The 20,430-nt window shown below is 72.6% G+C and carries 18 protein-coding genes and 1 tRNA gene; 14 read left to right on the forward strand and 5 right to left on the reverse strand.

Features of this window, described 5'->3' with window-relative positions; all coding sequences use genetic code 11:
* Together NH339_RS08575 and NH339_RS08580 are read right to left on the reverse strand one after the other, a co-directional pair.
* A partial coding sequence (locus tag NH339_RS08575) for a molybdopterin oxidoreductase family protein (RefSeq protein ID WP_253024384.1) occupies positions 1 to 887 on the reverse strand: 887 nt, incomplete at its 3' end.
* A gap of 7 nt (positions 888 to 894) precedes the next feature.
* Positions 895 to 2,451: an MFS transporter gene (locus tag NH339_RS08580; protein ID WP_253024386.1), complete on the reverse strand. Its 1,557-nt coding sequence runs from the start codon at positions 2,449 to 2,451 to the stop codon at positions 895 to 897.
* A 206-nt stretch (positions 2,452 to 2,657) separates the two neighbouring features.
* Here NH339_RS08580 and NH339_RS08585 point away from each other — a divergent pair, with 206 nt between their 5' ends.
* The 11 genes from NH339_RS08585 to NH339_RS08635 all read left to right on the forward strand — a co-directional run bounded on the left by NH339_RS08585 (position 2,658) and on the right by NH339_RS08635 (position 11,355).
* The gene (locus NH339_RS08585) at positions 2,658 to 3,275 is read left to right on the forward strand and encodes a DsbA family protein (protein WP_253024388.1); all 618 of its coding nucleotides are present in this window, start codon (positions 2,658 to 2,660) and stop codon (positions 3,273 to 3,275) included.
* 189 nt (positions 3,276 to 3,464) lie between these two features.
* Positions 3,465 to 4,364: an alpha/beta hydrolase gene (locus tag NH339_RS08590; protein ID WP_253024390.1), complete on the forward strand. Its 900-nt coding sequence runs from the start codon at positions 3,465 to 3,467 to the stop codon at positions 4,362 to 4,364.
* A gap of 44 nt (positions 4,365 to 4,408) precedes the next feature.
* Entirely contained in the window at positions 4,409 to 4,867 is a 459-nt protein-coding gene (locus tag NH339_RS08595; protein WP_253024392.1) for a ribose-5-phosphate isomerase, read from the forward strand.
* Between the two features lie 42 nt (positions 4,868 to 4,909).
* On the forward strand, positions 4,910 to 5,758 hold the full coding sequence (locus NH339_RS08600; RefSeq protein WP_253024394.1) for an Fpg/Nei family DNA glycosylase: 849 nt from the start codon (positions 4,910 to 4,912) through the stop codon (positions 5,756 to 5,758).
* The gene (locus NH339_RS18840; protein ID WP_253024396.1) at positions 5,755 to 6,867 is read left to right on the forward strand and encodes a PP2C family protein-serine/threonine phosphatase; all 1,113 of its coding nucleotides are present in this window, start codon (positions 5,755 to 5,757) and stop codon (positions 6,865 to 6,867) included. The genes NH339_RS08600 and NH339_RS18840 overlap by 4 nt, the downstream gene beginning before the upstream one ends.
* A gap of 64 nt (positions 6,868 to 6,931) precedes the next feature.
* Positions 6,932 to 7,005, forward strand: a tRNA-Gly gene (locus tag NH339_RS08610).
* Positions 7,006 to 7,394: 389 nt separating this feature from the next.
* The gene (locus NH339_RS08615; protein WP_253024398.1) at positions 7,395 to 8,729 is read left to right on the forward strand and encodes a DUF222 domain-containing protein; all 1,335 of its coding nucleotides are present in this window, start codon (positions 7,395 to 7,397) and stop codon (positions 8,727 to 8,729) included.
* Positions 8,730 to 8,748: 19 nt separating this feature from the next.
* On the forward strand, positions 8,749 to 9,531 hold the full coding sequence (locus NH339_RS08620; RefSeq protein ID WP_253024400.1) for a hypothetical protein: 783 nt from the start codon (positions 8,749 to 8,751) through the stop codon (positions 9,529 to 9,531).
* Positions 9,528 to 9,833, forward strand: a complete 306-nt coding sequence (locus NH339_RS08625; RefSeq protein WP_253024402.1) for an SAV_915 family protein — start codon at positions 9,528 to 9,530, stop codon at positions 9,831 to 9,833. Before NH339_RS08620 ends, NH339_RS08625 begins: the two co-directional genes overlap by 4 nt.
* Positions 9,830 to 10,120, forward strand: a complete 291-nt coding sequence (locus NH339_RS08630; protein ID WP_253024404.1) for a hypothetical protein — start codon at positions 9,830 to 9,832, stop codon at positions 10,118 to 10,120. Before NH339_RS08625 ends, NH339_RS08630 begins: the two co-directional genes overlap by 4 nt.
* Complete coding sequence (locus tag NH339_RS08635; protein ID WP_253024406.1) at positions 10,117 to 11,355, forward strand: hypothetical protein; 1,239 nt, start codon at positions 10,117 to 10,119, stop codon at positions 11,353 to 11,355. Before NH339_RS08630 ends, NH339_RS08635 begins: the two co-directional genes overlap by 4 nt.
* Here NH339_RS08635 and NH339_RS08640 read toward each other — a convergent pair.
* Entirely contained in the window at positions 11,348 to 11,902 is a 555-nt protein-coding gene (locus tag NH339_RS08640; RefSeq protein WP_253024408.1) for a (d)CMP kinase, read from the reverse strand. The two genes, NH339_RS08635 and NH339_RS08640, sit on opposite strands and share 8 nt — an antisense overlap.
* A 103-nt stretch (positions 11,903 to 12,005) precedes the next feature.
* Between NH339_RS08640 and NH339_RS18845 the strand changes: the two genes are divergently transcribed.
* Positions 12,006 to 14,894: an esterase-like activity of phytase family protein gene (locus NH339_RS18845; protein ID WP_253024410.1), complete on the forward strand. Its 2,889-nt coding sequence runs from the start codon at positions 12,006 to 12,008 to the stop codon at positions 14,892 to 14,894.
* Positions 14,895 to 14,910: 16 nt separating this feature from the next.
* On the opposite strand, the gene NH339_RS08650 is transcribed toward NH339_RS18845, so the two are convergent.
* Together NH339_RS08650 and NH339_RS08655 are read right to left on the reverse strand one after the other, a co-directional pair.
* The gene (locus NH339_RS08650) at positions 14,911 to 15,864 is read right to left on the reverse strand and encodes an NAD(P)/FAD-dependent oxidoreductase (RefSeq protein ID WP_253024412.1); all 954 of its coding nucleotides are present in this window, start codon (positions 15,862 to 15,864) and stop codon (positions 14,911 to 14,913) included.
* Between the two features lie 3 nt (positions 15,865 to 15,867).
* Entirely contained in the window at positions 15,868 to 16,944 is a 1,077-nt protein-coding gene (locus tag NH339_RS08655) for an alkene reductase (RefSeq protein WP_253024414.1), read from the reverse strand.
* Positions 16,945 to 17,138: 194 nt separating this feature from the next.
* On the opposite strand from NH339_RS08655, the gene NH339_RS08660 reads away from it, so the two are divergent.
* Together NH339_RS08660 and NH339_RS08665 are read left to right on the forward strand one after the other, a co-directional pair.
* Positions 17,139 to 19,208, forward strand: a complete 2,070-nt coding sequence (locus tag NH339_RS08660) for a family 43 glycosylhydrolase (protein ID WP_253024416.1) — start codon at positions 17,139 to 17,141, stop codon at positions 19,206 to 19,208.
* Between the two features lie 60 nt (positions 19,209 to 19,268).
* Positions 19,269 to 20,429, forward strand: a complete 1,161-nt coding sequence (locus NH339_RS08665; RefSeq protein WP_253024418.1) for an acyltransferase — start codon at positions 19,269 to 19,271, stop codon at positions 20,427 to 20,429.
* Position 20,430: the final 1 nt, after the last annotated feature.

Raw genomic sequence — 20,430 nt, forward strand, 5'->3', positions numbered from 1 at the left:
CCGCCGCGGTGCGGCGATGCGTCGGCGAGCCGTTGCGCCACGCTGCGCAGCTGGCCCGCCGGCACGCCCGTCACCGTCTCGACCCGCTCGGGCCACCACGCCGCGACCGAGCGGCGCACGTCCTCGACGCCGTCGACGCGCTCGTCCAGGTACGTCACGTCGGCGAGCCCCTCGCCGAGCACCACGTGCAGCAGGCCGAGCAGGAGGACGAGGTCGGTGCCCGGCAGGGGTTGCAGGTGCGTGCCCGCGCCGTCGTCGCAGAGCCGTGCGGTCGCCGAACGCCGTGGGTCGACGACGACGAGGCCGCCCCGGGAGCGTGGTCCTGCGAGGTGCTGCACGGACGGTGGCATCGTGTCGGCCAGGTTGCTGCCCAGCAGCAGCACCGCGTCGGCGTCGTCGAGGTCGGTCAGCGGGAACGGCAGGCCGCGGTCGACGCCGAGGCTGCGGTTGGCGGCCGCCGCGGCCGACGCCATGCAGAACCGCCCGTTGTAGTCGACCAGACGCGTGCGCAGCGCCAGCCGCGCGAACTTGCCGAGCTGGTACGCCTTCTCGTTGGTGAGCCCGCCGCCGCCGAACACCGCCACCGCGTCGGGTCCGTGCGCCGCGCGCAGCGCCTGCACCCGTGCCGCGATGTCGTCGAGCGCGTCGTCCCACGTGGTCGGGACGAGCCCGTCGGCGGTGCGACGCAGCGGCTGCGTGAGCCGGTCGGGGGTGCGCAGCAGGTCGCCCGACGTCCACCCCTTCTGGCAGAGGCCGCCGCGGTTGGTGGGGAAGTCCCGCGGCTCAGCGGCCACCGGGTGGCCGCCGAGCCGTTGCGCGCACTGCAGCGCGCAGTACGGGCAGTGGGAGTCGGTCGTCGGGACCTGCGCGACCTGGTCGTGGGTCACGAGCACCTCAGACCCGGGCGCGGGACATCGCCGACCCGGGCCGCAGGTACACCGCCCAGGTGACGAGCAGGCACACCACGTAGAACCCGGCGAACACGGCGAACGCGCTGCGCACCGCGGCGACCGGGTCGTCGATCCACGGGGCGCCGAAGGTCATGGGGATGAGGAACCCGCCGATCGCGCCGATGGCACCGACGATGCCGAGCACGGCCGACGCCTCGCGGGTGGCCTGGACGAGCGCCGCGCCCCGCTCGGGCGACCCCTCGGGGCCGGCCGCCTCGGCGCGCACCTTCCAGATGATCGGGATCATGCGGTACGTCGAGCCGTTGCCCATGCCCGACGCGGCGAAGACGAACAGGAAGGCGGCGAGGAAGAACCAGAAGACCTGCTCGTTCGACTCGACGGCGGTGCGGACGGCGTCGGGGTAGGTGAACGTCGCGGGGTCGACGGTCGTCGGGTCGACCTTCGGGACGGGCGTCAGCCGGGTGAGCGTCACCAGCACGGCGAGCGTGCCGATCGTCATCATCGCGAAGGAGAGCACCGTCACCCGCGCACCGCCGAACCGGTCGGCGAGCCAGCCGCCGAACGGTCGCGTGATCGAGCCGACCAGCGCCCCCAGGAACGCGAACGACGCGACGTTGACACCGATGCCGACGACGTCGGGCGTGGGCTGGTTGAAGAAGTTGATCTTGATGAGCAGGGGCATGGCGGCGGAGAAGCCGATGAACGAGCCGAACGTGCCGATGTAGAGGAACGCCATGATCCACGTGTGCCGGTAGCGGACGACGCGCAGCTGCTCGCGGGGCCGCGACGAGGCGACCGCGAGGTTGTTCATGAAGAAGAAGGCGCCTGCCGCGGCCACCAGGGCGAGGCCGCCCCACACGTACGCCGCGCGCTCGAGGTGGATCGAGCCGCTCGCCGCCACCAGCCCGAAGAGCCCGGCGCCGCCGACGATCACCGGCAGGAACAGCTGCACGAGCGAGACGCCCAGGTTGCCGCCGGCGGCGTTGAGGCCGAGCGCCGTGCCCTTGCGGCTCGCCGGGTAGAAGAAGTTGATGCTCGCCATCGACGACGCGAAGTTGCCGCCGCCGACGCCCGCCGTGGCCGCGATGACGATGAACACCCAGTAGGGGGTGTCCGGTCGCTGCACGAAGAACGCGAAGAGCGCGGTCGGCACGAGGAGCAGCAGCGCGCTGACCACGGTCCAGTTGCGTGCGCCGAAGCGGGGCACGGCGAACGTGTAGGGGAGTCGGATGAGCGAGCCGACGAGGTTCGGTGCCGCGACGAGCCAGAACAGCTGCTGGGGCGTGAAGGCGAAGCCGGCCGAGGCGAGGAAGGTGGCGGTGACGCTCCAGAGCAGCCAGACGGAGAACCCGAGGTGCTCGGCGAAGATCGACCACGCCAGGTTGCGGCGGGCGACGCGCTTGCCGCTCGACTCCCAGAACGCGGTGTCCTCGGGGTCCCAGTGGTCGATCCAGCGGCCGGTGCGCCGCCGGGGCGGGACGGTCGCGTCGGCGGCGGGCGCCGTCGCGGTGGGACGCGGGGTGTCGATCTCGATCGTCATGGACTGCCTCGCTCGGTTCCTGCGCGGGCCGCTGCTCGGCCCGTGGTCGTCGCCGACGTTAGGGACGGCGTGTTTCGCGTCGTGCGCGTCTCGTGTCAGGTCGGGGTAACACCGTCCGCACGGTGCGGCGCGGACGACTGTGAGATCCCGGGGGCGGGGAGGCGATCGCGGGGAATGGTGACGCGTCGCGCGCGGTTGACGCGTGCATGACTGAGTCGCAGACCGTCGAGACCGTCGACTTCTGGTTCGATCCGCTGTGCCCCTGGGCCTGGATGACGTCCCGCTGGATGCTCGAGGTGGAGCAGGTGCGTGACGTGCACACCGTCTTCCACGTCATGAGCCTCTCGGTGCTCAACGAGGACAAGGACGTCCCCGAGGAGTACAAGGAGATGATCCAGCGCGGGTGGGGCCCGGTGCGGCTGGCCATCGCGGTGGAGCAGCAGCACGGGCAGGAGAAGCTGCGCGAGTTCTACACGGCCATCGGCACGGCGCGTCACCCGGGCGGCCGCGACTTCACGCACGACCTCTACGTCGAGGTGCTGGAGCAGATCGGCCTGCCGACCGAGCTGGCCGCCGCGGCCGACGACACGTCGTTGGACGACGCGGTGCGCGCCTCGCACCAGGACGGCATCGAGCGGGTGGGCCAGGAGGTCGGCACGCCGGTCATCTCGGTCGGTGGCACGGCCTTCTTCGGTCCGGTGCTGTCGCCGGCCCCGAAGGGCGAGGACGCCGGTCGCGTGTTCGACGGCGCGCGGCTGCTCGCGGGGTACGACGGCTTCTACGAGCTGAAGCGCACCCGCGACCGCGACCCGATCTTTGACTGAACCCGAGGGCGCCCTGGCGCCCGAGCGGTTCGGGCACGTGGAGCCGTCGCATCGAGGGCGTAGGCGTGACGGACGAGTAGTGCACGCCGAAGGCGTCGGACTGTATCGAGACCTGGTGAGCGTCCAGACCCCCGCACGCCTGCGGCTGCAGCCGCGCGGGCTGCCGAATGCCCCCCTTAGGCTGACGCCATGACGCTGCACCCGCAGGCCCGTGCCTACCTCGACGCGCTCGGCGTCGACGACACGCCGCTCGACGTCGAGCTGGTCCGCACGATGCGGGCGGTGTCGCGCGAGGCGGCGCTGGCGGCGCCGGTCGGGACCGAGGTCGACCACGTGGCCGACGTCGACGCCGACGGCGTGCCGTGCCGCCTGTACCGGCCGGCGGCGGGCGCGCCCGTGGCGCTGTACGTGCACGGCGGCGGGTGGGTGCTGCACGACCTCGAGACCCACGACTCGTTCTGCCGGTACCTGGCCGACGCGACGGGCTGGGCCCTGCTGGCGGTCGACTACCGGCTCGCCCCGGAGCACCCCTACCCGGCGCCGCTCGACGACGTGGAGCGGGCGGCGCGGTGGCTGCGCGCGCACGGCGACTCGCTCGACGTCGACACGACCTGGGTCCCCGGCATCGGCGACTCCGCGGGCGCCAACCTGGTGGCGGGGCTGTGCGTGCGCGACCCGCGCCTGCTCGACCACCAGGTGCTGCTGTACCCGGTCACCGACCGGCGCGCCCCGCTCGACCCCGCCCTCGAGAACGCGGCGCTCGACCTGGCGTCGATGACGTGGATGTGGGACGCCTACGCGGCCGACGACGTCGCCGACCGGCCCGACGTCAGCGTGGCCCGGGCGACGAACCTCGCCGACCACCCGCCCGTCGTCGTGGTCACGTGCGAGCACGACGTGCTGCGCGACCAGGGCGAGGCGTACGCGGCGGCGCTTGCCGACGCGGGCGTCCCCGTGGTGGCGCACCGCGCGCTGGGCATGGTCCACTCCTTCTGGCGCCAGCCGGAGGTCTTCGACGCGGCGCGGAGCACGGTCACCGCCGTCGGCGCGTGGCTCGACGCCGCCCGCGCGTCGCCCCGCACGCCCTGACGGGCGGACGACCGCCGCGGCCCCGGTTCTGGGACACTGGCGGCATGCGCGTGCACCTGGGAACCGACCATGCCGGACTCGAGCTGAAGGACCGTCTCGCCGCCTGGCTGACCGACCACGGGTACGAGCCCGTCGACCACGGCGCCTACGAGTACGACGCGGAGGACGACTACCCGCCGTTCTGCGTCGCGGCCGCGCAGGCCGTCGCCGACGAGCCCGGGTCGCTCGGCGTCGTCATCGGCGGCTCCGGCAACGGCGAGCAGATGGCCGCGAACAAGGTGCGCGGCATCCGCGCCGCGCTCGCCTGGAGCGTCGAGACCGCGCGGCTCGCCCGTGAGCACAACGACGCGCAGGTGGTGTCCGTCGGCGGTCGCATGCACACGTTCGAGGAGGCGGTCGAGATCATCGAGACCTTCCTGACGACGCCCTTCAGCGGTGCGGAGCGTCACCAGCGTCGGATCGACCTGCTCGGCACGTACGAGACCACCGGCGGCTTCGGGTGACCCAGGGGTCCGTCCCGACCTCTCGACCCGCAGGGCGCCACGGTGCCTGAGGGTCACACCATCCACCGGCTCGCCCAGCGCGTCGACGACGCGTTCGCCGGCGACCGGGTCACCTCCAGCAGCCCCCAGGGCCGCTTCGAGGAGGGTGCCGCGCGCATCGACGGGCTGACGCTCGTGTCGGCCGACGCGTGGGGCAAGCACCTGCTGGTCCGGTTCGACGGCCTGGCCGAGCAGGTGCACGTGCACCTCGGGCTGTTCGGCAAGTTCCGGGTCCGCAAGCACCCGGAGGGCGAGGTGCCCGAGGTCACCGGCCAGGTGCGGTGGCGGCTCGTCGGACCGGCCGAGTGGCCGACCCGGACGGGCGACCTGAGGGGCCCGACGGCCTGCACGCTGCTGCTGCCCGACGAGGTCGACGCGCTGCTGTCGCGGCTCGGGCCCGACCCCCTGCGTGACGACGCCGACCCGGGCCGCGCGTGGGCGCGCATCCACCGCTCGCGGGCGCCGATCGCCACCCTGCTCATGGACCAGTCGGTGGTCGCGGGGGTCGGCAACGTGTACCGGGCGGAGGTGCTGTTCCGCAACGGCATCGACCCGTTCCTGCCGGGCAGGGAGCTGCCCGAGCCGTTCTGGGACGCGATGTGGGCCGACCTGATCGCCTTGATGCGCGAGGGCGTGCGCAAGGGTCGCATCGACACCGTGCACGTCGAGCACGGTCCCGACGTCATGGGTCGAGCGCCACGTCGTGACGACCACGGCGGGGAGGTCTACGTGTACCGGCGCGACGGTCGCGCCTGCTACGTCTGCGGCGACTCGGTCCGCAAGCAGGAGCTCGCGGCCCGCAACCTGTTCTGGTGCCCCACGTGCCAGCGCGCGGGTACGCTCGGCCGGTGAGGTCACGTGTGAGCCATGCGCGGATGCGCCTGGGCCGGTACGTGGACGACCGCGTCGTCCGCTGGCAGACGGGCACCCGCGAGGGACAGGTCGCCGTCCTCGCCGTGCTGCTGGTCGTCTGCCTCGTGATCTTCGCGCTCTCGCTCACCAACTACGCGGTGTTCCCGGCGCTCACGTTCGTCATCCCGTTGCTGATCGGCAGCATCACCCTGCGGTTCCAGCCGTTGCTGGCGCTCGTCGGGGTCATCGTCCTCCTGGTCACGATCACCGTGTCGGTGCAGTACGTGCGTGAGGGCATCACGACCAGCCGGGTCAGCTCCCTCGTGATGATGGCGACGGTCGCCGGCATCCAGCTCTGGGAGGCGCGGCGCCGGCGCAGCGGCCTCCCCGGACCGCTGGGCGAGGCCATGCTCGTCGACCTGCGCGACCGGCTCCACGCCCAGGGCAAGGTGCCCCCGCTGCCGAGCGGCTGGTACTCGGAGTCGGCGATGCTCACCGCGGGCGGCGTGCACTTCTCCGGCGACTTCATGGTCGCGAACCTGTCGGCCGACGAGGTCGAGCTCGAGATGATCCTCGTCGACGTCTGCGGCAAGGGCGTCGCGGCGGGCACGCAGTCGCTGCAGCTCGCCGGTGCGCTGGGCGGACTGATCGGCGCCCTGCCGCCGCAGGCCCTGTTCGCTGCCGCCAACGACTTCCTGCTGCGCCAGCAGTGGGAGGAGGGCTTCGCGACGGCGGTGCACGTCTCCATCGACCTGCGCACCGGCTCCTACGGCATCATCAGCGCCGGACACCCGCCCGTGCTGCACTGGCACCCGTCGACGGGGGAGTGGGCGATCGACGAGGCCCGTGGCACGGCCCTCGGCATCATGCGTCACCCGCTCTTCACACAGACGCACGGCCGCCTGGAGCCGGGCGAGACACTGCTCTTCTACACCGACGGCGTCGTCGAGTCGCGCGACCAGGGCGTCGAGGAGGGCGTCGCGTGGCTGCGCACGGCGGCGACGCGTGCCCTCCGTGCAGGCGTCGAGGGCGCTGCGGGTCGGATCCTCGGCCGGGTCCGCGCGAAGGACGACGACCGCGCCGTCCTGCTCGTCGCACGCCAGGACTGACCGAGCCCCGCCCCGGCCGCAGGTCGACGCGGTGTGGCATCATGGACCCGCTTCGGCCCCGAGAGCGGACGTAGCTCAATTGGTTAGAGTCTCTGCCTTCCAAGCAGAATGTTGCGAGTTCGAGTCTCGTCGTCCGCTCTCGGGGCCGAATCACGTCTCCACCCGCCCCGTCGCGCCCTCGGCCAGCGAGACGTCCCGCTGGTCGAGTAGTCAGCACGGCGAGCGCCAGCGAGCACGTGCTGACATATCGAGACCACTCGGCAACGGCTCAGCGCGGGCCGGCTCCCAGCTTTTGCTTGGGGTGGTCTCGATACGTCGGCCCCAGGCTCGTACCTCACCAGGCCCGACTACTCGACCAGCGAATCGTTCCGCTGGTCGAGTAGTCAGGACGGCGAGCGCCAGCGAGCTCGTCCTGACGTATCGAGACCACCCGGCAACGGCCCAGCGCGAACCGACCGAAACCCGACTGTCCGCAGGCGTTTTCTGGGCTGGAGGGGGGTGTCGGTGGGGGTCTCTAGGTTGGAACTATGAGCCCGACCGACACCCTCCTGGCCGACGCGCTGCACGCGTCGCGTCGGGTGTGGGCGGGTGAGGCGGAGCAAGCTCGGGCGGTGCTGCGGTTCGTGGAGACCCGCCGCGCCGACGCCCTCACCCAAGGGTTGAGTGCTCGTCAGGTCGAGGACGCCCGGCAGGTCGCGATCCTGGAGGCCGCCATCGAGCTCCACGTGGCCACCGCGCTGATCTCGAACCTGGTCTCGGCGACCCGCACCCTGGTGGTGGACCTGCCGACCGTGTGGGCTGGCCACCTGCGCGGTGAGGTCGATCGGGCCAAGGCCCGCGAGATCGCCTCCACCGCCTGGAAGCTGCATGCGCCGGAGAACGTGACCCGGTTGGACGAGACCGTCCTCGCCTACGCCACGACCCACACGTTGGGTCAGCTGAAGGGGTGGCTGCGCCGGTTCCTCATCCGGGTCGAGCCCGACCACGCGATCGAGCGCCGCCAGGCCGCCCAACAGGACCGCAACGTCACCATCACCGCGTTGGATGACGGGATGAGTCTGCTGCAGGCCCTCATCCCCACCACCGAGGCCCTCCTCATCGACCGGGACCTGACCCTGGCCGCGAAGGCCTCCCGCAGCCAGAGCGCCGACGATGAGCGGACCCTGGCCCAGGCCCGCGCCGACGCGCTCGTCGACACCCTCCTGCAGAGGCGTGGGAAGACCGACACCACCGACACTGCCGCCGATCACGTACCGGTGGGCACGTCGGGTCGCGGCCGCTTCCACGTCGGCATCACCGTCTCCCTGGCCACCCTGCTCGGCCTCTCCCGTGAGCCGGGCGTCTCCTCCGACGGGCAGCACGTCCTCGACCCTGGCCTGCTCGCCGAGCTCGCCAGCGCCGAGGGGACCCTGTTCTCGCGGTTGTTGACCGATGAGAACGGCGGCATCCTCGACGTGACCGAGCTGGGCCGCTTCCCCACCCAACCCCTACGCAGGGCGTTGAACCTCATCGACGGGACCTGCGACGTCCCCGGCTGCACCCGACCCGCCACCGCCTGCGACGTCGACCACCAGATCCCCTACGACCCCGACCCACCACCCGGACAACCACCAGGTCAGCAGCGCGGACCCACCGCAGCGGGGAACCTGCACCACCGGTGCCCACCCCACCACGGCCTCAAGACCCGCGGAGCCCTCACCGTCACCCACGACCAGGACGGCAACGCCCACTGGCACCTACCCACCCGCACCATCGAGGCCGAGACCGCGTTCACCCGCGCCTGGACCCGACGAGACCGCACCATCCAGTTCGTCGAGATCCACCACACCCACCCCGACCACATCCAGTACCGACCCCGGTGAGACGGCCTAGGATCGATCCATGCTCGAGCCACGGGGGCGGCGCTGGACGCTGCGCGACAAGACGTCGGACCTCCTCCTGTGCGCGGCGATCCTGGTCGGCGGGGCGTTCCTCGTCACCGTCGTCCTCACCGCCGTCGAGGACGGGCTCGCCCCGATGGACGCTCTGCTCGGCTACACGCTGTACGCGGTGGCGCTGACCGTCGGCCTCGCCGTCCTCGTCCTGGCCACCCGGTCGCTCCCGGGAGCCGTGGACGGCCACGTCGACGACGAGCCGGCTCGCGGACTCGTCGCGTGGCCCTGGACCCGTCGCTTCGACCTGGCCGTCGATGCCGGCCTCGTGGTGCTCGCCGCCGTCCTGACGGTCCTGGGAGTCACCACCGGGGACGGCTGGACGGTCCCGGCGCTGCTCGTCGGCGCCGTGGGACTGTGGCTCCTCGTGCGCACCGCCCTCGCGCTGGCCGGGCTGCGTCGCAACGAGGCGATCTGGCTCACGGACGACCACGTCGTCCACGACTGCGTGGCCGGCCGGGTGCGGGTGCCGCGGTCCGCGGTGGTCGACGTGCGCGCGGGCCGGGCCTTCGTGTTCGTGGAGCACGACGGCACCGCCGAGCGTCACCTGCCGCCGAGACCCTGGCGGCGCGACCGCCGACTCGACGACCGTCGGCTGCTCGTCGAGCTGAGCCACCTCGGCGCGACCGCCGACGAGCTGGTCTCCTGGCTGCGCGCAGAGCTGCAGCTCGACGCCGAGCCCACCGCTGCACCGACACCCTCTCGACGGAACCGACCCTGGAGAAGCCGATGACGACGCCGACCGACGCGACGAGCACCCGACGTCCCATGCCGCCCGTGGTGTACGTGCCGACCACGGGGGAGGACGACCCCGCCCAGCGGCGCGTGCTGATGCACCACCTGGAGGACGGTCGCACGGCGCTCTACACCTACTCCGCGCCTGACCGCCTCGACGACTTCTACCGTCGCGGCAACCCCTGGATCCTGTGCGACGTGCCTGCCCTGCAGAAGGTGCACGACGACACGCCCTACGACGCGCTGTTCGTCGACATCGACCCCGGCTTCGACGACCGCCCCGAGGACGGCGCGCGATGAGCATCGACGTCGACCTGGCGGTCCTCTCGACGATGGCGACCACTCTGGAGGAGGCCTCCGACGGACTCGACGGCCTCAGCGGCTCCGTCCCCAAGAACGTCGATGCCGGACCGATGGCGCCGATCATCGCCGCCATGCTGGCCCAGGTGACGGACAGCGCCGGCAACGTCTCCTCCTCCCTCGGCGCCACCGCCGACGCGATCCTGCAGGCGCGGCAGTACTACCAACGTGCCGACGCGGACGCCGAGGCCACGTTCTCCGAGATCGACGACGTGATGCAGCGATGAGCGTCGACACCGAGATCGAGGGCAGCCCGACCAGCATCGAGGGTGCAGCCACCTGGCTGAAGAGCAGCCTCGCGCCCAAGATCGGGGACGCGGCCGACGCCGCGAGCGACGTCCGCCGCGACGCCCAGGGTTCGTGGCGCTGCGAGGCGGGCGACGAGCTCGCCGGGCTGATGAACACGGCCCGCGACAGCACCGACGGGCTCGAGACGGCCGTGACCGACATGGCCACCGACCTCGAGGAGTTCGCCGAGAAGCTGCGCACCTGCCAGTCCGACATGGCGAGCGTGCGCGAGGAGGCTCGGGCGGCGAAGCTCGAGGTCAACGGATTCGTCGTGGTCGACCCCGGACCCGGCCCGGAGCGACCGCCGGACGACTTCACGGGGACCGAGGCCGAGGTGGCCGCCCACGACCAGCGGGTCGAGGCCTACAACGACCACCAGGACCTGATCCGGGCCTACAACGCCGCGGCGTCGGAGGCGGACCGCGTCGACCGTGTCTACAACACCGCCTGCGAGAAGCTGCAGGACATCTACACGCCGACGCAGCACGCGTCCTGGATCGTCAGCGTCGCCGACATCATCGGCGACGGCGCGGCGGCGTCGCTCGCGGCGCAGCTGGCCGCACGCCAGGGCCCGCTGCTGACCCGTGCGCAGGAGCTGCTCGACGAGGCGCAGACGGCGCTCGACGACATCCGCGCCAACCCCGACCGGTACGTGGAGCGCCGGTTCTTCTTCTTCCACCGGCTCAACGAGGCACGGCTGGCCGCCGACGTCGCCGCGGTCGAGGGCCGCATCAGCGACGCCGAGAACCTGCTGCGCCAGTCCGACGACCTCGCGGCCGAGGCGCGCGCGGCCGGCGCGAGTCGGGTCGTGCGCGGTCTCGGACGGGTCCTCGGCCCGCTCGGCGTCGGCCTGGGCGTCTACAACGACTACCAGGAGGGTGAGAGCACCGAGCAGATCATCGTGTCCCAGGGCGGCAGCCTGGTCGCGGGCATCGCGGCCGGTGCCGCCATCGGCACCATGATCCCGGTGCCCGTCGTGGGGACGGTCGTCGGAGGCATCGTCGGTGCCGGCGTCAGCCTCTTCGCCGACGGAGCCATCGACTCGCTCTTCGAGAACGGCCCCGACGTCGGAGCCGCGCTGGAGGAGGGCTGGAACGCGATCGAGGACACCGGCAGCGCCATCGCCGACGGCGTCTCGGGCGCGATGGACACCGTGGGCGGCTGGTTCAGCTGACCGACGCCGAGGGCGGCCCGTCCGTGCGGACCAGGAGGTCGGCGGCGGTGCGGGTGCCCTCGGCGGCGAACAGCCGCCGCTCCTGGTCGGCCCAGACGTCCCACCACGGCGCGTAGGTGTCGCCGTCGCGCGCCAACGCACGTTGCTGACGTGTCGCGACGTCGGCCTCGACCCAGACCAGCACGCTGAGGAACGGGCGCAGCACCCTCGACCCGCTGCCGCACCCGTCGAGGACCAGCAGCGGCACGGGCTCGACGGGCAACGCACGCACCCACGTGTCCCGCACCCAGCTCCACCGGGGTGGCCAGGCGGTCTCGTCGCGGGCGAGCGGCGCGAGCAGACCGTCGGCCAGCGCGGGCGGCATCCGCGCGAGCCCCGTCCACCCCGGCACGAACTCGTCGGTGCGCACGACCAGGGCGCCGGTGCGGTCGGCGAGCGCGTCGGCGAGCGAGGACTTGCCGGCCCCGCTGGGCCCGTCGACGGCGACCACCCGCACGCGCCCGCACGCCGGCTGGCGGGTCCGCACCAGCTCCAGCAGCGCCTCCACCCCGCCAGCCTAGGTTCGCGCGCCGTTCACCGCGGGGACGAGGTCCGTTCCGCGGACGCCGACAGTCTTCGCTCGATCCTCCTCCCCCCGACCAGGAGCACCCGTGAACCTTCGTCGTCCCGTCACCGTGGTCACCGCCCTCGCGGCGTCCGCCGTGGCCCTGGCCGTCCCCGCGGCCACGTCGCCGTCCGTCGCCGCCGAGGCGGACCGTGCCTTCACGCGCACGGCGACCTACCCCGTGTACAAGAACCTGCCCGCCGACCTGCCGTCGTCGTCGGAGACGGTCGCGGAGATCTCCGACGTCTCCGACGACGGCGACACGCTGGTCTACACCGACGCCGTCGGCAAGCGCATCGGCTTCCTCGACATCAGCGACGCCGGCGACCCGCGGGGGGCGGGCTCGCTGTCGCTCGCCCAGCTCGGTGACGCCGAGGACGAGCCGACGTCGGTCGCGGTGCACGGCGGCTACGTGCTCGTGGTCGTCAACACGAGCGAGTCGTTCACGCAGCCGAGCGGCCGGCTCGACGTCGTCCGGCTCGCCGACGCCAGGCGGGTGCGCAGCATCGACCTCGGGGGCCAGCCCGACTCGATCGACGTCTCCGGGAGCCGTGGGATCGTCGCGATCGAGAACGAGCGCGACGAGGAGCTCAAGCCGAGCGGCGGCAGCAAGGGTGACCTCCCGCAGCTGCCCGCCGGCTTCCTGCAGGTGCTCGACCTCTCGGGACCGGTGGGCGACTGGTCGGCCACGAAGGTGCCGCTGACGCAGGCCGACGGGTCCGCCCTGCCGTCGTTCGCCGAGGCGGGCGTGGTCGCGGCGACCGACCCGGAGCCGGAGTACGTCAGCATCAACGGCGCCGGCCAGGCGGCCGTGACGCTGCAGGAGAACAACGCGGTCGCGCTGGTCGACCTCGCGAGCGCCTCGGTCACCAAGGTGTTCAGCGCCGGCCGCTCGACGGTGAACGGCATCGACACGAAGAAGGACGGCCAGATCGACCAGACCGGCTCGATCACCGACCTGCCGCGCGAGCCCGACGCGATCGGGTGGGTCGACGACCAGCACGTCGCGACGGCCAACGAGGGCGACTGGAAGGGCGGGACGCGCGGCTGGACCGTCTTCGACGCCCGCACCGGTGCGGTTGCCTGGGACTCCGGCAACACGCTCGAGCGCGAGGCGGTGCGCCTCGGCCTGCACAACGAGGACCGCGCCGCGAAGAAGGGCATCGAGCTCGAGGGCCTGTCCCTCGCGACGATCGACGGGACGCGGTACGCGTTCGTCGGCTCGGAGCGGTCGAACGTCGTGGCGGTCTACGACCTGAGCGACCCCACGAAGCCGCGGTACCTGCAGGCGCTGCCGACGACGAACGGGCCGGAGGGCATCCTGCCGATCCCGTCGCGCGGGCTGCTCGCGGTCTCCAGCGAGGTCGACAGCCCGAGCACCGGCGTCCGCTCCTCGGTCGCCCTGTACCGCCTGGGCGACGCTGCTCCCGCGTTCCCCACCATCGAGTCGGCCGACGGACGCGACGGCGCGCCGATCGGCTGGTCCGCGCTCGGCGCGCTCAGCGGCGACCCGACGGACCCCCAGCGCGTCTACGCAGCGTCGGACAGCGTGCTCACGAAGGGCCGGATCTTCGGCGTCGACGTGTCCCGCGCGCCGGCCGTGATCACCGACGAGACCGTGGTGACCGAGGGCGGCAGCCCGCTGACGCTCGACGTCGAGGGCCTGTTCGCGCGCCCGCAGGGCGGGTTCTGGCTGGCCTCCGAGGGATCCACCGGGTCGGGCAACCAGCTGGTGCGCACCGACGCCGCCGGGGTCGTACAGCAGAAGGTCGCGCTGCCGCAGGACGTCGCGGCCCACGTCGGCAAGTGGGGGTTCGAGGGCGTCACGGCCACGAACGACGCCGCCGGCGAGCACGTCTGGACGGTCCTGCAGCGCCCGCTGTGGAAGGACCCGTCGGCGGCCGACCTGGACCCCTACGAGGGCGCCGACGTCACCCGGATCGGCCGGTACGACGTCGCCGACGGCACGTGGCACTGGTTCGGCTACCGGCTGAACGCGCCCCGTCAGGGCGCCGGTGACTGGATGGGGCTGTCGGAGGTCACGGCGGTCGACGGCGACACGCTCGCCGTCGTGGAGCGCGACAAGCTGAACGGGCCGGCTGCGCGCGTCAAGCGCGTGTACACGGTCGACGTGTCCTCGGACGTCCAGGGGCTCACCGGCCTCGACGGCGACCTGCCCGTGCTCGGCAAGAAGCTCGCGATCGACGTGCTGCCCGCGCTCAAGGCCCCGAACGGCTGGGTCCAGGAGAAGCTCGAGGGCTTCACGATCGCCGCCGACGGCTCGCTCTACGGCGTCACCGACAACGACGGCCTCAAGGACGCGACGGGGGAGACCGTCTTCCTGCGTCTGGGTCGCGCCACCGAGGCGTTCGCGGACGCGCTCGCCACGACCACGACGATCGACGTCGCCCGCGGCTGGGCGTTCGGCACGCGGACGACGGCGCGGGTGACGGTGTCCGGCGCGAGCGCGTCGGGCCAGGTGGAGGTGCTCGACGGCGCGAAGGTCGTCGCGACGGGCACCCTGCAGTCCGGCTCGGCCACGGTCGACCTGTCGGGCCTGGAGCCCGGACGACGCACGCTGACCGCACGCTTCGCGGGGTCCGCGCTCGCGGGCGCCAGCACCAGCGCGCCCGTCACCGTCGACGTCGCGCGCACGTCGTCCACCACCCGTGTGTCGGCGTCGTCCACGTCGGTACGTCGCGGTCAGACCGTCGTCCTGGCGACGCGCGTCGTGGCGCCGGGCGTGGTGCCGACCGGCCGCGTGCAGGTCCGACGCGCCGGCAAGGTCGTCGCCACGGTCCCGCTCGTGAAGGGACGTGCGTCGGTGCGGCTCAAGGCCACTGCGAAGGGCACGCACCGGTACGACGTGCGCTACCTCGGCAGCGAGCGCGTCGCTCCGAGCCGCTCCTCGACGCTGACGGTGCGGGTGCGGTAGTCCGACAGCGACCGTGTCAGGCCAGGCGCTCCACCAGGGCCAGCCCGAGCGCCCGGCCTGACACGTACGCCGTCTCGACCGACGACGTCGGACCCCACGCGTCGCCGCACGCGCCGACCCCGTCGTCGCCGAGGTGGAACGTGGCGTCGTGGCCGTGCGCGGGTCGCGAGAAGGTCCAGCGCTGCACGTGCACCAGGGTCGGCTCGGCGTCGGGGACGTCGACGACCTCGCGCAGCGCGGCCAGCATCGGTCCTGCGGCCGATGCCGGGTCGTCGAGGTGCTGCCGCGCCCGGTCCGCGGTGCTGTGGGCCACGAGGACCGGCGCGCGGTCACCGCGCCGCAGCCCGTCGTCGGCGACCCACGCGAGATCCGGGTGGTCGCCGACGAAGATCCCGTCCTCGTCGGGCCACGTCCGCTCGTCCCACCCGGCCGTCAGGGCGAGCGCCGGCTCGTAGGGGTCGTCGAGCACGTCGTGGGCCGGGGTGCCCGGCTCGAGCAGACGTCGCGCCTGGGGGTCGGGCATGGCGAGCACGACCGCGTCGGCCCGCTCGCCGTCGACGCTCGGGCGGTCCGGACCGACCTCGACGCGGCCCACCGGGTCGGCGCTGCGCACGTCGAGCCGTCCGGCGAGGTCCTCCACGAGGCCGCGCAGACCGTCGGGCGCGGCCCATCGCAGCGGGCCGGGCTTGACCTCGTGACCGCTGGGCGTCCAGGCGGTGAAACGGTCGGTCCAGGGTCGCGCGAGCCCGCGCAGCTCCCAGTCGTCCACGACGGCGGCGAACGCGTCGTCGCGGACGGTGAAGTAGCTCGCTCCGATGTCGACGACGCGCCCGTCGTGGCGGCGCAGGGCCATGCGCCCCCCGGGGCGCCGTCCGGTGTCGCGGACGACGACCTCGTGCCCGTGGGCGACGAGCTCACGGGCGCACACGACACCGGACAGCCCGGCTCCGACCACCACGACGTGCGCCATCGGTCAGGACGCGTCGCGGGTCGGGTAGTCGGTGTACCCCTCGGCGCCACCGCCGTAGAACGTGTCCGGGTTCGGCTCGTTCAGCTCCGTGCCGTCGCGCCAGCGCTCGACGAGGTCGGGGTTGGCGAGGAACGGGCGGCCGACGGCCACCAGGTCGGCGAGGCCGCCGTCGACGATGTGCTTGACCTCGTCGAGGTCGGTGACCTGGGTGAAGCCCGTGTTCGCGACGACCGTGCCGCCGAAACGTGTGCGCAGGTCCTGGAACAGCTCGCCGTCGGGGTCGCCGAGGATGCTCAGGTAGGCGATGCCGAGGTCGGCGATGCCGTCGACCAGCGCCTCGTAGGTGGCGCGGGTGTCGTCGGGGTCGGTCTCGAGGACGCCCTGGATGTTGTGCGCGGGGGAGATGCGCAGACCCACCTTGTCGGCCCCGATCGCCTCGGCGACGGCCCGCACGACGTCGATCGTCAGGCGCGCGCGGTTCTCGGGGCTGCCGCCGTACTCGTCGGTGCGCTCGTTCGTCGACGGTGCGAGGAACTGGTGCAGGACGTAGCCGTTCGCGCCGTGCACCTCGACGCCGTCGAGGCCGGCCTCGACCGCGTTGCGCGCCGCCTGCACGAACTCCTCGACCAGGCCCGGCACCTCCGACGTCTCCAGGGCGCGCGGCTCCACGTGCGGCTTCTGCCCGTCGGCCGTCACCATCTCCCCGGGGGCCGTGAGAGCGCTCGGGGCGACGGTCTCGAGACCGTCCTTGTTGTCCGGGTGCGCGATGCGACCCACGTGCATCAGCTGCGCGACGATGCGTCCGTCGCGCGCGTGCACGGCGTCGGCGACCTTGCGCCAGCCCTCGACCTGCTCCGAGGAGTGCAGACCCGGCGTGTCGAGGTAGCCCTGGCCGACGGCCGAGGGCTGCGTGCCCTCGGTGACGATCAGGCCCGCGCCGGCGCGCTGGCCGTAGTACGTGGCGGCGAGGTCGCCGGGCACGCCGCCGGCCTCCGCGCGGTTGCGCGTGAGCGGGGCCATGACGAAACGCTGCGGCAGCGTCCAGGCGCCGACGGTGATCGGGTCGAAGACGGTGGTCATCTCTCTCCTTCGGATCGGGTAGGGGCGGCGGCGGTCGGCCGCGCCCATCTTCTTCACTGTTCAACCGAATCGATGCGTCCGCACGTCGAACCCAGGGCCTGTGGCCGGACTCATGCCGACCCACCGGCCGGCGGCCCGTGGACGGATCGGGCCTTTCGTCCCCACGACGGCAGGACCCGACCTACTGTCCTTCCATGAGGACTGGACGGATCGTGGTCGCCGTGGCGACCGCCCTCGTGCTCGCGGCGGTCCCCGCCACGGGCGCGTCGCCGAAGAAGCCCAACGACTGGCTCAAGCCGGGGGTGCCGCTGCAGGGTCAGCAGCACCCCGACCCGAGCGCCGTCTCCCTCGGTCCGTACGTGCTCGCGACGTCGACGAACCACGGTGGCAGCGACCTGCCCTTCGTCTGGTCCGGCGACCTCAGCCTCTGGACGGCCCGCACGCAGTACGCCGACGGCAACCGCACGCGCGACGGCGAGGGTCGCGGTTTCTTCAACGACGGGATCGACGCACCGCGCTGGGGCTCGTACGCGTCGTGCACGGAGACGCCGCGCACCCGGTCGGGCTGCGACCCGCGCGAGATGTGGGCGCCAGGCTTCGACTTCGTGGGCGGACGGTGGGTGCTGTTCAGTGCCGTGAAGGTGTCCGACCGCTACTCCTCCTACGGCCGGTTCGCCATCTACCGGGCGGCGGCGTCGGTCGCGACGGGCCTCTACTCGTCCGTCTCCTCCTCGCCGATCGTGCGCACCGACACACGCCGCGACCCGGCCGGCGTCATCGACCCGGAGGTGTTCACCGACCCGGCGAACAACCGCTCGTACCTGCTCTACAAGACGGAGGGCAACCTGCAGGGCAACCTGCCGACCCTCTGGTCGCGCCGGCTGGACTCCAGCGGCACACGGTTCCTCAAGGGGTCCAAGCCCGTGCGGCTGCTCACGACCCCGCGCGGCTCCTGGGAGGGACGCGTCGTCGAGAACCCGTCCATGGCGAAGGTGAACGGGGTCTACGTCCTCTTCTACTCCGGCAACGAGTACACGAGCACCCGCTACGCCACCGGCTACGCGGTGTGCAAGCGCGGCCCGTCGGCGCCGTGCACCCGTCCTGGCTCGAACCGGCTGCTCACCTCGGCGCGCGGCTCCTACGGCCCCGGCGGTGCGGACGCCCTGACCGACGCCCGAGGTCGCCACCTGCTCGCGTACCACGCCTACCCGACGGCCAGCGGGAGCACCGGCACCGGCGGCCGGACCCTGCGCACCGCCGAGTTCACCGTCGACCCGCGCACGAAGCGCGTCTCGATCCGGCAGCGGGCCGTCGCTGCCGCGCCCGGTCGCGAGGGCGGCACGTGGTTCGGCGGCAACGGCGCGTTCACCCGCGTCAAGCAGGACGCGAGTGGCGCGTTCGTGCCGTTCGTCGCCGACCTGGACCACGACGGCGTCGACGACGTCGGCTACTACGGCGGCTGGGGACGGGCGGACGCCGCACGCCTCGGCGCCAAGGGTGCCCGGACGCTGCGGTCGGGCTCGGCGGCGCTGGTGCGCCAGGCCGGGGCGTTCGTGCCCGTCTCGGGCGACTTCGACGGCGACGGCCACACCGACGTCTACTGGTACCAGCCGGGCGCCGACCCGCACAACGACTTCCTCGACCCGCGCAACAAGCGTCACTACGAGCCGAACGCCCGACGCGACGAGCTGTGGCTCTCGCGGGCGGGTGGCTGGCAGAAGATCCCGCTCGCGCAGGACCGGACCGCGATCCCGATCGTCGCGAACGTCGACGGACGTCCCGGCGACGAGCTGTGGTGGTACGTGCCCGGCAAGGCCTCGGACGAGCGGTGGACCTGGGACGCGTCAGCCGGCACGATGGCGCGCCGCCAGGGCGACATCCCCGGCCCGGGCACCACGGCCCCGGCCGTCGCCGACTTCGACGCCGACGGGGTCGACGACCTCCTCTGGTACGTGCCGGGGCAGGCGCGGGCGACGGTCTGGTGGAAGGGCTCGTCGGCCACCCGCACGTCGTTCGCCGTCGACTCGGCGACCCGGACGGCCGGGCGCGTCCCGGTCGCGGGCGACTTCGACCGCTCGACGCCGGGCGCCGAGGTGCTCTGGTACGGGCCCCGCTCGGTCAGCGAGGTGCAGTGGTCCACGCTGCGTCGCACGGGCACGCCCCAGGTCACGAAGGTGCCCTCGTTCGACGGCGGCGCCGTCTACCAGGCCGTCGTCGGCGACTACGACGGCGACGGGACCGACGACATCAGCTGGTTCGGGTGAGGGGCGCGACACGACAGGGCAGGTGACCCCGGGGGACCGGTGGGTGCCTAGGCTGGCTCGGTGAGCAAGCGCATCGAGTTCCCGTACCTGGACGGCCTGCGTGGCCTGGCCGCCCTGTCGGTGGTGCTGTACCACACGTTCCTCTACACGGGGGAGCGTGGCGACGCGTACCGGGCGATGCCGACGTGGTCGTGGGCGATCAGCTCCGGCTACGTCGGGGTGGCCATCTTCATCGTGCTGTCCGGCTACCTGCTCATGCTCCCCGTGGCGACGAACCCCGAGGGCCTGCGCTTCCGGCGCGGCACCTGGGACTTCGTCAAGCGGCGCAGCCGTCGCATCCTCCCGCCGTACTACTTCTCGCTGCTCATGGCGCTGGTGCTCATCTGGTTCGTCCCGCTCATGGGCGAGCCGCGCAACACCCAGTGGGACACCAAGATCCCCGTGACGACCGACGGGCTGGTCTCGCACCTGCTGATGGTGCACAACCTCGACCGCGACTGGTTCGGCGAGATCAACGGACCGCTGTGGAGCGTCGCGGCCGAGTTCCAGATCTACTTCATCATGGCGCTCGTGCTGCTGCCGCTGTTCCGGCTGGTGCCCCCGTCGCTGGTGGTGCTGGTGACGGCGGTGTGGACCGGGTGGCTGGCGGTCGGCGGCAGCTACGAGTTCATGCACCCCTGGTACATCTGCCTGTTCGCGGCAGGCATGTGGGCCGCGCAGCTGACCCTGCGTCCCGGAGCCGACAAGGTCGCCCGCTGGGTGGGCCTGGCGCTCCTGCTCGCCGCGCCGGTGGCGCTCTTCGTCGCGCGCAGCGCGAAGATCAACCACCGCGACTGGCTGTACAAGACGACCTACTGGCCCGAGATGGCCCTGGGCCTCGCCGTCGCGGCGCTGCTCGTCTGGGCCGGCCACGTCTACCTGCGCGGCGATCGTCCCGCGGTGCTGCGGGTCCTCTCGAGCGCTCCGCTGCTGCGGCTCGGCCTCTTCTCCTACACGCTCTACCTGTGCCACAGCCCGCTCATCGGCCTGGCGAACCTCCTGCTGCTGCCCCTCGGCCTCGGCACCGTCACGCAGTACCTCGTGCTGACGTTCCTCGTGGTCCCCGTCGTGATGGTGATCTGCTACGGCTTCTACCTGCTCGTCGAGCGGCACTTCCTCAACACGCGTCAGCGCCACGTCGCGGAGGAGGAGCAGCCCGAGGGACGCCCCGCGGCGACCTGAG

This window comes from Aeromicrobium sp. CnD17-E (assembly GCF_024124745.1).
Taxonomy (GTDB): Bacteria; Actinomycetota; Actinomycetes; order Propionibacteriales; family Nocardioidaceae; genus Aeromicrobium.